The following is a 14954-nucleotide window of genomic DNA, read 5'->3' as shown; positions in this document are numbered from 1 at the left end:
TGATTAGCTATCTACAATTGTTGCATATATGCCTAGCCTAAAACCCATTCGCCAGATTGCCCATTTATTCCTCTTAGCTCTGCTTCTAGGGCTTGGAGTCAATGCAACTCAGGCTGGTCAAGGGATAGCACAATACGGAGCGCCTAAGTATCCCGAGGGATTTGCCCATTTTGATTATGTGAATCCCAATGCCCCCAGGGGCGGAACCCTTGTTTTGCCAAATCCAGGGCAAAGAACCAGTTTTGATAAGTTCAATCCATTTACTCTTCGAGGCATTACTGCTCCAGGCATTGAATTAATGTTCGAATCTCTTGCGGAGGGGAGCGCGGACGAAGTTTCTAGTATTTATGGACTATTAGCTGACGATATTCAGGTAGCAAAAGATCGCAAATCGGTAACGTTTCATATTCGTCCTGAGGCCAAATTTTCGGATGGCAGTTCTGTATTGGCGGCCGATGTTAAATATAGTTTTGATACCTTAATGAGTGGTAAAGCACATCCTCGCTATAAAACCACCTTCGCAGATATTAAAGAAGCTGTAGTTCTATCGGATAGATCTATTCGTTTTGATTTCAAGAATGACAACACAGAGCTCCCAATATTAGCTGGAACTTTTCCTGTGTTCTCGCGCAACTGGGGTAAGCAGCCAGATGGAACCATGATTCCATTTGAGAAGCTTGCCTTTGAAGCTCCTATTGGCAGTGGACCTTATTTAATTGAATCTTTTAAAGCGGGCAAATCAATTACTTATAAAAGAAATCCACAGTATTGGGCAGATCAATTAAGCAAGCCTTTAAACATTCGCGTTGGTTTTTATAACTTTGATCGAGTTCTGTATAAGTTGTACAGCGATGATGCTGTCAGGTTGGAGGCCTTTAAGGCAGGCGAGTTTGATGCTCTCGTTGAATATCGCGCCAAGATTTGGGCAAAAGGGTACGTTGGATCCAAGTTTGATAAAGGTATTCTGCTAAAGAAAGCATTTTTAAATCACAACGGCGCTGGAATGCAAGGTTTCGCTATGAATGTGCGGCGACCAATCTTTAAAGACGTGCGCGTGCGTGAAGCATTAGGTTATGCCCTCGATTTTGAATGGCTTAATCGCCAAATATTTTTTGACCAATACAGCCGTATCAATAGTTACTTCACCAATAGCGATTTGAGCGCAAACTTTGACGGACCTCGAAAGCCTACGGAAGCGGAGCTGAAATTACTTAAACCATTAAAGGCGAAGTATCCTCAGTGGGTTCCTGACGCCGTATTTGGGCCCATGCCAGCTGCACCATCGACAAATCCTCCTGGTAGTCTGCGTCAAAATCTAAAGAAAGCCCGTGAACTGCTAATGCATGCAGGTTGGCAGTATCGAGACGGCGCTCTACGTAATGAAAAGGGTGAGCCGTTTCGATTTGAGATTGTGGAAGATGGTGGATTTTTTCTCAGGGTGATCTCTGCTTATGTGCGTAACCTTGAGAAATTGGGTGTGCAAGTAGATATTCGGACAAGTGACTTTGCTTTGCATCAAAAGCGTATGAATGAATACGACTTTGATATGACTACGATACGTTTTCAGGATTCTCAAAATCCCGGCAATGAACTCTGGGATCGTTTCGGAAGTCAGGCTGCTAAAGAAAAAGGTTCTGACAATGTGATTGGTGTGCAGTCGCCAGTTGTAGATGCTTTAGTTGAAGAAATTACAAAAGCCCAAAATCGTGATCAGTTAAGGACTGCCACAAGAGCGCTCGATCGAGTGTTGTGGAATAGCTATTATGTTGTTCCTCAGTGGTACAACCCAACGCATCGCGTTGCCTTCCGTCATGAGATGCGTTATCCCGAGCCTCCTTTGTATTACTCTGCTGAGTTGTGGATCATGCAAAACTGGTGGAAAGAGGGGGCTAAATAATGCAGGGACAAATGCGCGCCTATATCTTTAAACGTTTGCTCTTGATGATTCCCACCATCATCGGGGTGCTCACTCTTACCTTTGCAGTAGTGCAATTTGTACCAGGCGGTCCAGTAGAGCAAATGGTGTTGGAATTGAAGGGGAAGGGTAGTGCCGCTACTGGAGGTTCGGAGTCTTCTGGTGCTGGTGCAACTTACCGAGGGCGTCAAGGCGTTGATGCACAACGTTTGGAAGAGGTCAAAGCGCTTTATGGTTTTGATAAGCCCCCACTTGAACGTTACTTCATGATGTTGGGCCGTTTTGCGCGATTTGATTTGGGGCAAAGCTACTATCAACACGAGAGCGTTTGGCGTTTAGTAGTTTCTAAACTGCCAGTATCCATCAGCATTGGACTGTGGACCTTCTTTATTACCTATCTTGTGTCCATTCCTTTAGGTATTGCGAAAGCAGTTCGTGATGGCTCTCGTTTTGATGCGATTACTAGTAGCATGATTTTGGTTGGCTATGCCATTCCCGGCTTTGTATTAGGCGTTTTGTTGCTGGTGATTTTTGGTGGCGGTAGTTTTTTGCAGCTCTTTCCACTACGAGGTCTCACTTCGGATAACTGGAGTGAGCTCAGTTTGATGGGTAAGGTGATGGATTATTTATGGCATTTGGTGTTGCCAATTACTGCATCTGTTTTAGGTAGTTTTGCGGTAGTCACTATGCTCACTAAGAATTCTTTTTTAGAAGAGATTCGTAAGCAATATGTTCTAACTGCTCGAGCAAAAGGGCTTACTGAGAAGCAAGTGCTGTGGAAGCACGTCTTCCGTAATGCATTGTTGCCACTAGTTACTGGATTTCCAGCGGCATTTATTGGTGCATTTTTTACTGGATCATTATTAATCGAAACATTATTTTCTTTAGATGGCCTTGGCTTGCTTTCTTATGAATCGGTGATGCGTCGCGACTACCCAGTGGTATTCGGAACGCTGTATTTATTTACGCTGATTGGCTTGTTCACGAAATTAATATCTGATCTTTGCTACGTTTACGTAGACCCACGCATTCAGTTCAGCGCGGGAGGCGGTTCATGAGTCGTTGGCAACGTTTTAAAAATAATCGCATGGGCTATGTCAGTTTATGGATCTTCGCCGTGCTCTTTGGTCTATCGATGTGCGCCGAGTTAATCGCGAATGACAAGCCTTTGGTGGTTCGCTACGAGGGGCGCTTTTATTTCCCTATCATCAAGAGTCAGCCTGAGACAGTTTTTGGTGGGGACTTTGCCACACCTACGGATTTTTTGGATCCGGATATTCGCCAGAACATTACTAGCAATGGCAATTGGGCGATTTATCCGCCAATTCACTATAGCTACGAAACCCTTAATTACTTTTCTAAGGTTCCTAATCCAGCACCACCATCCTCAGAGAATTGGCTAGGCACAGATGATCGTGGACGCGATGTTTTAGCGCGACTAATTTATGGCTTTCGTTTATCGATACTGTTTGGTCTTGCACTCACGATTGTTGGAGTGAGTGTAGGCATCATTACTGGATCGTTGATGGGATTTTTCGGTGGTAAATTCGATTTGATTTCGCAGCGCTTAATTGAGATCTGGTCGGCGATGCCAGAACTTTACTTGCTGATTATTTTTGCCTCCATCTTTAATCCTAGCGTATCGCTTCTTATTATTTTGTTAGCTGCCTTTGGATGGATGGGTCTGTCTGATTATGTCCGTGCAGAATTTTTCCGTAATCGCGCACTGGAATATGTGCGCGCAGCGCGAGCACTGGGTTTGACCAATGTGCAAATCATGTGGCGTCATATTTTGCCTAATAGCTTGACACCAGTGATTACTTTTTTGCCATTTCGCATGAGCGCCGCAATTCTATCTTTAACGAGTTTGGATTTTTTGGGCTTAGGTGTCCCGCCTGGAACGCCGAGCTTGGGAGAGTTATTGTCACAAGGAAAAAGTAATCTCGATGCTTGGTGGATTTCCTTATCGACTTTTGTGGTCTTGGTCACCACATTGCTGTTGTTAACCTTTATGGGTGAGGCATTACGTAATGCCTACGATTCCCGCAAAGCTAGTCTGATGAGTGGAGGTCGCTCGTGAGTTTGTTGCGCTATGAAGATCTGAGTATTTCTTTCGGAGCAGGGCGCCGAGAAAAGTTTGCCGTTAAACATCTCGATTTAGAAATCGGCATTGGTGAGCGAGTTGCCCTAGTGGGTGAATCTGGTTCAGGTAAGACCTTAACTGCACTTGCTCCTTTGCGCTTAGAGCCCGAAGGTGCAAAAGTCACTGGTAGGATTTTGTGGAATGCTAAGGATGGTAAAGGCCCAGTGGATTTGCTATCGATGCCTATTGAGGATATTCGAGCGATTAGAGGGCGTGAAATAGCCATGGTGTTTCAAGAGCCCATGACAGCGTTAAATCCGCTCTTTACAATCGGCAATCAAATTATCGAAGCGGTACAAATCTACGAGCCTCTGATATCGAAAGCGGCAGCAATCGATGCAGCCATCGATTTACTTAGAAAGACTGGAATTCCAGAACCAGAGAGGCGAATTCATGCTTATCCGCATCAACTATCTGGCGGGCAAAGACAGCGTGCAATGATTGCGATGGCCTTGGCTTGCAAGCCAAGACTGCTAATAGCAGATGAGCCGACCACGGCTTTAGATGTTAGCTTGCGGTTACAGATTTTGGATCTATTAAAAGAGCTCCAAGAAGAGTCTAAGAATGATGGTGGCATGGGAATTCTTTTGATTACCCATGACCTCAATTTGGTAAAGCATTTCGCGCAACGCGTTGCTGTTCTTCATCAAGGCAATTTGATGGAGGTAGGATCAACGAAACAAATATTTCAACATCCCGAAGATCCATACACGCGTGCATTAGTCAATAGCGAACCAGTTCGGGCAATTGCTCCTTTAATGCCTTTGGCCCCAGCGCTACTAAAAACTGAGGAATTATCGGTTGCATACCCCAGTGCAGAATCTGGCTCGTGGTTTAAAAAAGCGCCACTCCATAAAGTATTAAAAAAGGTTAGCTTTACATTAAAGCAAGGTCAAACTATCGGCGTCATTGGCGAATCTGGTTCTGGCAAGACAACCTTGGGTATGGCAGTGCTGGGTTTGTTGGGTGACTCGGCAGCCGAAGTCACTGGTGATGTAGATGTGCTTGGAAATGACTGGCAGAAACTGAAGCCTGCGGAACGACGTGCAATGCGTTCCAGTTTGCAGGTAATCTTTCAAGATCCTTTCGGATCACTATCGCCCCGCATGAATATATTGCAAATTGTTTCTGAAGGTCTTGACGTTCATTTTCCTAAGCTGTCAGCAGCAGAGCGCGAGGCGCGCGTGGTAGACATGCTCAAAGAAGTGGGAATCGATCGATCAGCACTACTCCGTTATCCACATGAGTTTTCGGGAGGGCAACGTCAGCGTATTGCGATTGCCCGTGCTTTGATCTTGCGCCCACAAATTTTGGTTTTAGATGAGCCGACTTCTGCATTGGATGTCTCGATTCAAAAGCAGGTTCTGGCTTTGTTGACTGAGTTACAGAAAAAATACAACTTAGCCTATTTGATGATTAGCCATGATTTGGCGGTGATCAGGGCAATGTCGCATGAAATCATGGTTCTGAAGGGGGGTAAGGTGATCGAGTTTGGTGATACTGAGGCCCTTATTAAGCATCCGCGTCAAACTTACACTAAGGAGCTTTTTGCGGCTGCTGAGTTGACTTAGATGGGTTAAATTGGTGCATATGCCCTTATTTGATGAAAAATTACCATCAGAAACAAGGACTTATGACTAGACTGAAGACTTGGTAAATTAAAGGTTCTTTGTTACACTGATTCGATGTCACTAAAAAAAGTACTGCTTTCAAAATTAATGGGCTTGAGCATATGCGCTCTTGTTTGCGTTCCTGCAGTTGCAGCTGATTCTGTTGCTGAGGCTTCAACTGAAGCAACTGTGCCTAAGGAAAGCATGTTCCAGGCGAGTAAGTCTTACATTGCTCGTGTTTCTGACCGTTTGGCTGATACGGTCACAGGAAAGTCAGAAGAATTAATTAATCGCGCCATGGAAGTAATTGGCGTACGCTATCGTTGGGATGCGGAATTGCCTCAATCCGGCTTGGATGGCAGTAGTTTTGTTGGTTATGTATTTAAAGATAAGCTTGGTTTTTTACTGCCACGTAAATCTACTCAAATGAGTCGAGTTGGCAAGCCAATCACGCGTGAAGAATTGCAACCTGGCGATCTCGTGTTCTTTAATACAATGCGCCTCACTTTTTCTCACGTAGGCATTTATGTGGGCGATAACAAATTTATTCATTCTCCTTCAAAGGGAACGAATGTTAGGGTGGATGATCTCGGTAGCCTGTATTGGGATAAACGTTTTGATGGGGCACGACGTTTAGACGGTAGCGATAGCTTCAATGATCCTGAGCGCCAAGAGCTAATGAACGAAGTAAAAAACCTCAAGCGTAAATCACGTAGTCTTTAAGTTAGCGATGAATTAAAGGCTTTCAAGCCTCATAACTATTAGCTTTTTAACTTTTCTTTGATCAACCCCATTTGCTCTTGGGCAGCCACTTCGCCCGCAAGAATGGCGGCATTCCTAGATTTGAAATCACCGCTACTCATCTGTTTTAACTGCGGTTGAATCACTACATCAGCGCTTTTTAACTCATATTGATTAATGCTTCGTTGCATGATGGATATTGTTTGCTGCAAGATCCCCAAGGTTCCACTCGCATCTTGATGTACTGGCTCAGAAGAGATGTTGACTGCAATCACCAGCGTTGCCCCCATTTGCCTGGCATAACTTACCGGAACTGGTGCAACTAAACCGCCATCAACATATTCTTTTCCGCTGATGATAGCCGGCTGAAATACCCCAGGAACACTGCAGGATGCACGCACTGCTAAGCCTGTGTTTCCGGTGCGAAACAGCACTCCTTTGCCGGATTGCAATTCTGTGGCAACGATACCTAATGGAATGCGCATTTGTTCAATCGATTTATGCTGGACCTCGCGATTCACCATATTTTGCAGGGCATCGCCTTTAATCAGGCCACCGAATTTGCCGGCGAATGGCAGTCCCCAGTCGGCAATGGTGGCTTCATCTAGGTTCAAGGCTAATCGATTTAGATCATTTCCTGTGGCACCTGATGCAAGTAATGCAGCAATCACGCTCCCTGCGCTACTGCCAACAACAATATCGGGCCTGATGCCTTGCGCTTCCAAGGCTTTGATTACGCCGACATGAGCGAAGCCACGTGCGGCTCCAGCACCAAGAACCAAGCCAATAACTGGCTTTTTACTTCCTATGAGACTGCATGAACTTAGGCTCGCGCCTCCAAGTAAAGCTCCGAAGCCAATTCCAAGCCCTAGAAGTCGGCGACGTTCTAGGGATTCAGGGGTATTTGACGGCAACAAGGGGATTTTCATGGAATTTTTAAGCATATGGCTATTGTATTGAGCCTACCTTATAATGGGCGCAAGGTGAACGAAAAGGATTTCGTATCAGCTCGGACATGTCCCAATAAGAACTGATGAGATGAATTGTCCGTAGTAGCTTGAGAACACCAAAACCCATTACTGAAATACATATTTAAAGCCTAATCAGGTTGAGTCCTGGTAACCCAACTTTTATGGACGAACACAATAAGCGCGTAATTGAAACAGCCCTCCTGTGCGCGCAGGAGCCACTCACCGTTGCTGATATGTCTCGTTTATTTGTTGAAGATATTTCAACGGCAGATATAGATGAGGCATTAGTTGAATTACAGCGCTTCTGGGATAACAAAGGCATGGAGCTAGTCCATATCGCTACAGGTTGGCGTTTTCAAAGCCGCCTTTCTATGCGTGAGTATTTGGATCGTTTGACTCCAGAAAAGCCTCCTAAGTATTCGCGCGCTGTGATGGAGACTTTGGCAATCATTGCTTATCGTCAGCCCGTTACTCGTGGAGAAATTGAAGAAATTCGTGGCGTAGCAGTTAGTAGCAATGTAATGAAGCAGTTAGAAGATCGCGGTTGGGTTGAGGTGATTGGCCACAAAGAAACAATAGGTCGTCCAGGTTTATATGCAACCACTAAGCAATTTTTGGATGATCTGAGTCTGACGAATTTACAAAGCTTGCCTATCTTGGAGGACGCAGCACCAATGGCTGCCGCAGAGCAATTAGGTCAAGCTGTAATTGAGTTTGATCCATCTGCAACCGTGGAAACAGTTGTCATTGATACGCAAAGCATGGAAGTCAATGAGAGTGAAGATGCGGCAGTAGAAGTTGCTGAATTAGAAATAACCGAAGTGACAGAAGAAGAAACGGTTATAGAAGACACCGAAGAAGTTACCCCCGAGTCTGAAGATAATTCAGGCGAAACAAAATAATAATTAATGACAAGCTCTAACGAAAACGATTCATCTCCGGTAGTAAACCCATCGGCAACTCCTTCCAATTCAGATTCGGCGCCTTCAAATGCTGAAGGTGCTAAGTTTGAAGGTGGCGAGCGTGGAGAACGCCGCCCACGTCGTCAAGGTACTGGCAAGCATCCATTCAATAAGAAGCGCCCATTCAATAAGGATCGGCCGCGTCGCGAGGGTGGTGATACGAATGGCCCACGCGAAGGTAACGGTAATCAATCTTCTAAGTTAGCGCCTAACCCCGCTGAAATTGAAGCTTTATTTGCTTCAGTAGTATCGGGTGAATTCGATGCCGCTCTAGATGCACCCGAAGTTGAGGAAGTAAAAAATCCAGATGGTGTAAATGAAATTGAGATTTCTCATCAAACTGGCGCAGAGCGTCGTGCGCAGCGCGCAGAACGTTCGCGTGAAGAGGATGATCCAGATGCACCAACTGAGGAAGAGGTAAGTAGTTTGCAATTTGCAAACGTGGATGATTTGCCTTTGAGTTTGCGTGATGAAGTGTGGTCAGATCTTGATGGTCTTGATGATGACGCCGACGATGAAGACACTGTCAAGTTGCATAAGGTATTGGCTGATGCTGGTATGGGTTCGCGTCGCGATATGGAAGACTTGATTATTCAAGGGCGAGTTTCTGTAAATGGCTTGCCTGCCCATATTGGCCAACGTATAGGGCCAACCGATCAAGTTCGCATTAATGGCAAACCTGTTCATCGGAAGATTCAGACAAAGCCACCACGTGTCATTTTGTATCACAAGCCAGCTGGCGAAATTGTTAGCCAATCTGATCCTGAAGGACGTCCAACAGTATTTGATCGTTTGCCTAAGCCACGCCAAGGTCGTTGGATTGCGGTTGGGCGCTTAGACTTTAATACTGAAGGCTTGCTGCTGTTTACTACTTCTGGTGAACTAGCCAATCGTTTGATGCATCCTCGTTATGGGGTTGAACGTGAATATGCCGTTCGAATTTTGGGTGAGCTAAGCCAAGAAAATACTTCCCAGTTAAAGAGCGGTATTACCCTCGATGATGGCCAAGCTAAGTTCCTACGTTTAGCTATGGGTGGAGGGGATGGTGCTAATCGCTGGTATCACGTTGCCTTAACCGAAGGTCGTAATCGCGAAGTACGTCGTATGTTTGAGGCTGTAGGGCATACCGTGTCACGGTTGATTCGTACTCGTTACGGCATTTTCTTATTGCCCCCACGTTTGAGGCGGGGCAAATGGGAGGAAGTGGAAGCTGGTGGTATCTACAACTTGATGAAGTTTGCTGGCTTAAAGATGCCCCAAGCTTCTGATAAGGCACGTAATCCCAACCCAAATAATCGCGATCGAAACCAATCGGGAGGAGATTTCCAGCCTGATCCTATGCAAACCTCGGTTTCTTATTGGGGTTCTCGAGATGCTTTAACTCTTGCTAGTGGTCACACTGGTCTTACCCATCAAGGAAGGGGTGGAAAACCGGCTGGCGGAGGTGGTTCTGGTGAAGGTCGCGGTTCATTCCGCGGGCGCACTCAAGGAGGTAGACCAGGGCAAGGCGGTCAAGGCCAAAAACGCAATAAAGGTGGAAAAGTTCACCATGGTCAGTCTGCCTTCGTGACTGGCAACCCCCAGACTCCAGGAAATGGGCCTAAACGTGGCGCACCAAAAGGGCGCAAACCCTTCAATAAGGGTCCAAGAAAGCCGCGTAATCCGGGCGAAAGCTTCTGATTTGTATCAGTTTTCTGCTAATTAGGCTATAATTTCGGTCTTACAGCGGGCTTCTGCTGTGAAGTGTTGTTACCGACTGATGTTGCGATCAACGTAAGTCGGCCTGTTCTGAATTTCGAGAATATGGGCTTTGAAGCCCATTTTTTTTTGCCGTTTTGGTATGAAGGGGTGACGTGAAGGATCAGCAGGTTATTTCTGCAGAGGTGGAAAACTTAGGCTACACGCTAGTGGATATTGAGCGTGAAGCCAGAGGTTTGCTGCGCGTCACGATTGAAAACCCAGATTACGAACGCTTAATTACTGTTTTGGACTGTGAAAAGGTAAGTCACCAATTGAGTTATACCTTGCCGGTTGAAAACATTCCTTATGAGCGTTTAGAGATTTCATCTCCAGGTTTGGATCGTCCTGTTAAAAGTGCTGCGGACTATGTGCGCTTTACTGGCATGCAAGTGGATTTGAAATTGCGTGTTGCAGTTGGCAATCGTAAAAATTTTCGTGGTGAGTTACAAGGTTTGCTGAGCGGTGAATTGAATTCACCAGATGCAAAATTTGGTTTGGTATTTGAGGGTGCTGATGGTCAGCCTTCTCAATTGGAGTTCTCTTTAGCCGAGGTCGATAAGACTCGGTTGGTCCCTGTTATTGATTTCAAAGGAAGAAAGTCATGAGCCGAGAAGTTCTCATGTTGGCAGACGCCCTAGCGCGTGAAAAGAACGTAGATCAAGCAATTGTGTTTGAAGCGTTGGAGATGGCGTTGGCCTCTGCAACCAAAAAACGCTACGCAACAGAAGACGTGGACATTCGAGTTTCGATTGATCGCGAAACTGGTGAATATGAAACCTTCCGCCGCTGGTTGGTCGTTCCTAACGAAGCTGGATTGCAAGAGCCTGATAAAGAGATTTTGCAATTCGAAGCCCAAGAACAATTTCCTGATATGGAAGTTGGTGAATACATCGAAGAGCAGATCGAGTCTTTGGCTTTTGGTCGTATTGGCGCACAAGCTGCTAAGCAGGTGATCTTGCAACGCATTCGTGATGCTGAGCGTGAACAGATTTTGAATGACTACCTAGAGCGTGGCGAAAAAGTCATGACTGGTACTGTTAAGCGTGCTGACAAGAATGGACTCATTATTGAATCAGGTCGCGTGGAAGCATTGCTCCGTCGAGACCAAATGATTCCAAAAGAGAACCTACGTTCTGGTGATCGCGTGCGCGCTTATATCCTTAAGGTAGATCGTGAAGCTCGCGGCCCTCAAATTGAACTCTCACGTACTTGCCCGGAATTTTTGATCAAGCTGTTTGAGAACGAAGTTCCAGAAATGGAGCAAGGCTTGTTAGAGATTAAAGGCGCCGCTCGTGATCCTGGTATCCGCGCAAAAATTGCCGTGATTACTTATGACAAGCGCATTGACCCAATTGGTACTTGCGTAGGTGTTCGCGGAACACGTGTTACTGCTGTGCGCAATGAAGTAGCAGGCGAAGCTGTCGATATCGTATTGTGGTCTGAAGATCCTGCTCAGTTTGTGATTGGAGCTTTGGCACCAGCGCAAGTTTCTTCAATCGTGGTTGATGAAGAGCGTCATGCAATGGACGTGGTTGTTGATGAAGAAAACCTTGCTATCGCCATCGGCCGCAGCGGACAGAACGTTCGTTTGGCTAGTGATTTGACTGGTTGGCAGATCAACATCATGACTCCTGAAGAGTCCGCTGAGAAAACAGAAAAAGAAGCATCCTCTGTACGCCAGTTGTTTATGGACAAGTTGGATGTCGATCAAGAGGTGGCGGATATCTTGATTGAAGAAGGTTTCAATACGTTAGAAGAAGTGGCTTATGTTCCATTGTCTGAAATGTTGGAAATTGACTCTTTCGATGAAGATACTGTAAATGAATTGCGTACTCGTGCGCGTGATTCTTTGTTGACTATGGAGTTAGCTAAAGAAGAGCGTATTGGTGAAGTCTCACAAGACTTGCGCTCATTAGAGGGAATGACAACGGAACTGATTGCTAAGCTTGCTGACAATCAAGTTCATACCCGTGACGACCTTGCTGAATTGGCTGTTGATGAGCTGGTTGAGGCGACACAAATTGACGAAGAAACTGCGAAAACGCTCATCATGAAAGCGCGCGAACATTGGTTTACTTCATGAGAGGAAGTAGTGCATGGCAACAACAGTAAAAGTACTCGCTAAAGAATTAAAACGTACCGCGCCAGACCTCTTGGAGCAGTTGAAGGCGGCCGGTATCGAAAAAGATTCTGAAGACGATAGCATTACCGAAAAGGATAAAACTGTCCTGCTTGAGCATTTGCAAAAAGCACATGGCAGTGCTGAGACAGGCGCTCGCAAGAAGATCACCTTGATCAAGCGAGAAAGCTCAGAAATCCGTCAAGCGGACTCTGCTGGGCGCACTCGCACTGTGCAGGTTGAGGTTCGTAAAAAACGTGTGCTCGTTAAGGCGGGCGATAAGGCATCTGAGGCAGCGCCAGAAGCTAGTCCTGCAAAGGCAGAAACTAAAGCTGCACCAGCTAAGCCAATTATTTCTGAAGAAGAGTTAGAAAAACGCGCAGCTGAGGCCACTCGTCAAGCTGAACTATTGGCTCGTCAAGAGGCTGAAATGAAAGCAGCTGAAGAGGCGCGACAAAAAGAAGTCGCTACTCCAAAAATTGCTAAAGAAGAAACTCTAGTAGATGAAGCTCCGGCTGAAGTTGCTGCTGCTGCAGATAAAAAAGCTGTAGCAGAAAAGGCGGCAAAGGAGTTGGCTGCTAGCAAAGAAAAAGAGTTGGCAGATATTCGTGTGCGTCGCGCTGCTGCTGAGGCAGAAGCTTTAGCAATTCGTGACATGATGAGTGCTCCTGCTCGTGTTCTAAAAGCGCCAAGTGAGATTGCGGCTGAAGAGGCGAAAAAAGGTACATTACACAAGCCTGCAAAAGCTGAAGGTGCTGATGATAAAAAGAAAGCAGCTACCAAAGTTGGCGGTAAGACAATTAAATCTTCTGAAACATCATCCACTTGGCAAGAAGAAGGCGCTAAGAAATCTGGTGGTTTAAAAACCCGTGGCGATACATCCGGTGGTGTTGGTGGCTGGCGCTCAGGTGGCGGTCGTAAAAAGCAACGCCAAATTGCTGAAGCGAATGTTGATACGAATTTCCAGGTTCCTACTGAGCCGGTGGTGCGTGATGTTCATGTTCCAGAAACGATTACTGTTGCTGAGTTAGCTCATGCAATGGCGGTCAAGAGTGCAGAAGTGATTAAGTTACTGATGGGTATGGGCCAAATGGTCACCATCAATCAAGTGCTAGATCAAGATACTGCGATGATCATCGTGGAAGAAATGGGTCATAAGGCCCATGCCGCGAAGCTAGACGATCCAGATTTAGATTTGGGAACGGATGGTCATGATGCAGAGCTATTACCACGTCCACCGGTAGTAACGGTGATGGGTCACGTTGACCACGGAAAAACTTCTCTGCTTGATAAGATTCGTGCCGCAAAAGTGGCAACAGGTGAGGCTGGTGGAATTACTCAGCACATTGGCGCCTACCATGTGGAGACACCGCGTGGCATGATCACATTCTTGGATACTCCAGGTCATGAGGCCTTTACGGCAATGCGTGCTCGTGGAGCAAAAGCGACCGATATCGTTATCTTGGTTGTGGCTGCAGATGATGGCGTAATGCCGCAAACGAAGGAAGCAATTCATCATGCGATAGCTGGTGGCGTTCCTTTGGTGGTTGCAATCAATAAGATTGATAAACCAGAAGCGAACTCTGAGCGAGTTAAAACTGAATTAGTGGCAGAGCAAGTGGTTCCCGAGGAATACGGTGGTGATGTGCCATTTATTCCTGTGTCAGCAAAAACTGGCGAAGGCATCGATGCTTTGTTGGAGAACGTTCTATTGCAGGCTGAAATTTTGGAGCTCAAAGCGCCGAAAGATTCCCCAGCTCAAGGTTTAGTGATTGAAGCTCGTTTGGATAAGGGTAAGGGGCCGGTTGCAACAGTATTGGTCCAGTCGGGTACTCTCAAACGTGGCGATATGCTTCTAGCTGGATCTTCGTTTGGTCGTGTTCGTGCCATGATGGATGAAAACGGCAAGCCTTGTAGTGAAGCTGGCCCGTCTATTCCTGTGGAGATTCAAGGTTTATCAGAGGTTCCTGCTGCTGGTGAGGCGGTGCAAGTTGTTCCTGACGAGCGTAAAGCACGTGAGATTGCTCTCTTCCGTCAAGGTAAGTTCCGTGATGTGAAGCTTGCTAAGCAGCAAGCGGTCAAACTTGAAACCATGATGGAAAACATGGGTGAGGGCGCAATTGAAGCTAAATTGTTACCACTCATCATCAAGGCAGACGTTCAGGGCTCCCAAGAGGCTTTATCTCAGTCGCTCATGAAGCTTTCTACACCGGAAGTGAAGGTTCAGATCGTTCATGCTGCAGTAGGCGGTATTACTGAAACGGACGTGAATTTAGCGGTTGCATCTAAAGCGGTTGTAATTGGCTTTAACTCACGGGCTGATGCCGCTGCACGTAAGTTAGCCGAGAATAATGGCGTTGATATTCGTTATCACAACATTATTTATGACGCAGTAGATGAAGTGAAATTAGCTCTGAGTGGCATGTTGACTCCAGACAAGAAGGAAGAGATCACTGGTCTCGTTGAAATTCGTCAAGTCTTCTTGGTATCCAAAGTTGGTGCAATTGCAGGTTGCTTGGTGGTAGATGGCATCGTTAAGCGCACATCTAGCGTTCGTCTCCTGCGTGACAACGTTGTGATTTGGACTGGTGAGTTAGATTCTCTGAAGCGCTTTAAAGATGATGCCAAGGAAGTTCGTGCCGGTGTTGAGTGCGGCCTTTCATTAAAAGGTTACAACGACATCAAAGAAGGTGATCAGCTTGAAGTGTTTGAAGTTACTGAAGTAGCTCGTTCACTGTAATTGTTTTAGGAAA

General features: G+C 46.0%; 11 protein-coding genes. 10 read left to right on the top strand and 1 reads right to left on the bottom strand.

All coding sequences use genetic code 11. The features are described 5' to 3' along the window. Nucleotides 1-28 precede the first annotated feature (28 nt). The 5 genes from FD973_RS07020 (at nt 29) to FD973_RS07000 (ending at nt 6391) form a co-directional block, all read left to right on the top strand. On the top strand, nt 29-1897 hold the full coding sequence (locus tag FD973_RS07020; RefSeq protein ID WP_215322643.1) for an extracellular solute-binding protein: 1869 nt from the start codon (nt 29-31) through the stop codon (nt 1895-1897). Nucleotides 1898-1908: 11 nt separating this feature from the next. Then, on the top strand, nt 1909-2973 hold the full coding sequence (locus FD973_RS07015) for a microcin C ABC transporter permease YejB (RefSeq protein ID WP_215324747.1): 1065 nt from the start codon (nt 1909-1911) through the stop codon (nt 2971-2973). Continuing rightward, on the top strand, nt 2970-3995 hold the full coding sequence (locus tag FD973_RS07010; protein WP_215322642.1) for an ABC transporter permease: 1026 nt from the start codon (nt 2970-2972) through the stop codon (nt 3993-3995). Before FD973_RS07015 ends, FD973_RS07010 begins: the two co-directional genes overlap by 4 nt. Continuing rightward, nucleotides 3992-5629 carry an ABC transporter ATP-binding protein gene (locus FD973_RS07005; protein ID WP_215322635.1) on the top strand — a complete coding sequence of 546 codons (1638 nt, stop codon included), beginning with the start codon at nt 3992-3994 and terminating at the stop codon, nt 5627-5629. Before FD973_RS07010 ends, FD973_RS07005 begins: the two co-directional genes overlap by 4 nt. A gap of 114 nt (nt 5630-5743) precedes the next feature. Continuing rightward, nucleotides 5744-6391 (top strand): C40 family peptidase, encoded by a 648-nt coding sequence (locus tag FD973_RS07000; protein ID WP_215322633.1) that lies wholly within the window; start codon nt 5744-5746, stop codon nt 6389-6391. Nucleotides 6392-6429: 38 nt separating this feature from the next. On the opposite strand, the gene FD973_RS06995 is transcribed toward FD973_RS07000, so the two are convergent. Further along, nucleotides 6430-7338 carry a patatin-like phospholipase family protein gene (locus tag FD973_RS06995; RefSeq protein WP_215322632.1) on the bottom strand — a complete coding sequence of 303 codons (909 nt, stop codon included), beginning with the start codon at nt 7336-7338 and terminating at the stop codon, nt 6430-6432. 203 nt (nt 7339-7541) lie between these two features. On the opposite strand from FD973_RS06995, the gene scpB reads away from it, so the two are divergent. The 5 genes from scpB to infB all read left to right on the top strand — a co-directional run bounded on the left by scpB (nt 7542) and on the right by infB (nt 14941). Next, nucleotides 7542-8282, top strand: coding sequence for an SMC-Scp complex subunit ScpB (gene scpB / locus FD973_RS06990; protein ID WP_215322631.1), 741 nt, complete (start codon nt 7542-7544; stop codon nt 8280-8282). Nucleotides 8283-8288: 6 nt separating this feature from the next. Continuing rightward, nucleotides 8289-10022 (top strand): 23S rRNA pseudouridine(2605) synthase RluB, encoded by a 1734-nt coding sequence (gene rluB / locus FD973_RS06985; protein ID WP_215322629.1) that lies wholly within the window; start codon nt 8289-8291, stop codon nt 10020-10022. A 173-nt stretch (nt 10023-10195) separates the two neighbouring features. Further along, a complete protein-coding gene (rimP, locus tag FD973_RS06980) occupies nt 10196-10687 on the top strand; it encodes a ribosome maturation factor RimP (protein WP_215322628.1) in 492 nt (163 codons plus the stop codon). Beyond that, the gene (gene nusA, locus FD973_RS06975) at nt 10684-12165 is read left to right on the top strand and encodes a transcription termination factor NusA (protein ID WP_215322626.1); all 1482 of its coding nucleotides are present in this window, start codon (nt 10684-10686) and stop codon (nt 12163-12165) included. Before rimP ends, nusA begins: the two co-directional genes overlap by 4 nt. A gap of 13 nt (nt 12166-12178) precedes the next feature. Beyond that, nucleotides 12179-14941: a translation initiation factor IF-2 gene (gene infB, locus FD973_RS06970; RefSeq protein ID WP_215322624.1), complete on the top strand. Its 2763-nt coding sequence runs from the start codon at nt 12179-12181 to the stop codon at nt 14939-14941. The last annotated feature ends 13 nt before the right edge of the window (nt 14942-14954 follow it).

Origin of the sequence: Polynucleobacter sp. MWH-Braz-FAM2G, assembly GCF_018687635.1 — a bacterium.
Taxonomy (GTDB): domain Bacteria; phylum Pseudomonadota; class Gammaproteobacteria; order Burkholderiales; family Burkholderiaceae; genus Polynucleobacter.
Note: the sequence above shows the minus strand (reverse complement) of the source record. Positions and strands in the feature narration are given on the sequence as shown.

Excerpts from the sequence above, each read along its gene's own strand:
- FD973_RS07020 (WP_215322643.1), top strand. The coding sequence starts at position 29 with ATGCCTAGCCTAAAACCCATTCGCCAGATTGCCCATTTATTCCTCTTA.
- FD973_RS07015 (WP_215324747.1), top strand. The coding sequence starts at position 1,909 with ATGCGCGCCTATATCTTTAAACGTTTGCTCTTGATGATTCCCACCATC.
- FD973_RS07010 (WP_215322642.1), top strand. The coding sequence starts at position 2,970 with ATGAGTCGTTGGCAACGTTTTAAAAATAATCGCATGGGCTATGTCAGT.
- FD973_RS07000 (WP_215322633.1), top strand. The coding sequence starts at position 5,744 with ATGTCACTAAAAAAAGTACTGCTTTCAAAATTAATGGGCTTGAGCATA.
- FD973_RS06995 (WP_215322632.1), bottom strand. The coding sequence starts at position 7,338 with ATGAAAATCCCCTTGTTGCCGTCAAATACCCCTGAATCCCTAGAACGT.
- scpB (WP_215322631.1), top strand. The coding sequence starts at position 7,542 with ATGGACGAACACAATAAGCGCGTAATTGAAACAGCCCTCCTGTGCGCG.
- rluB (WP_215322629.1), top strand. The coding sequence starts at position 8,289 with ATGACAAGCTCTAACGAAAACGATTCATCTCCGGTAGTAAACCCATCG.
- nusA (WP_215322626.1), top strand. The coding sequence starts at position 10,684 with ATGAGCCGAGAAGTTCTCATGTTGGCAGACGCCCTAGCGCGTGAAAAG.
- infB (WP_215322624.1), top strand. The coding sequence starts at position 12,179 with ATGGCAACAACAGTAAAAGTACTCGCTAAAGAATTAAAACGTACCGCG.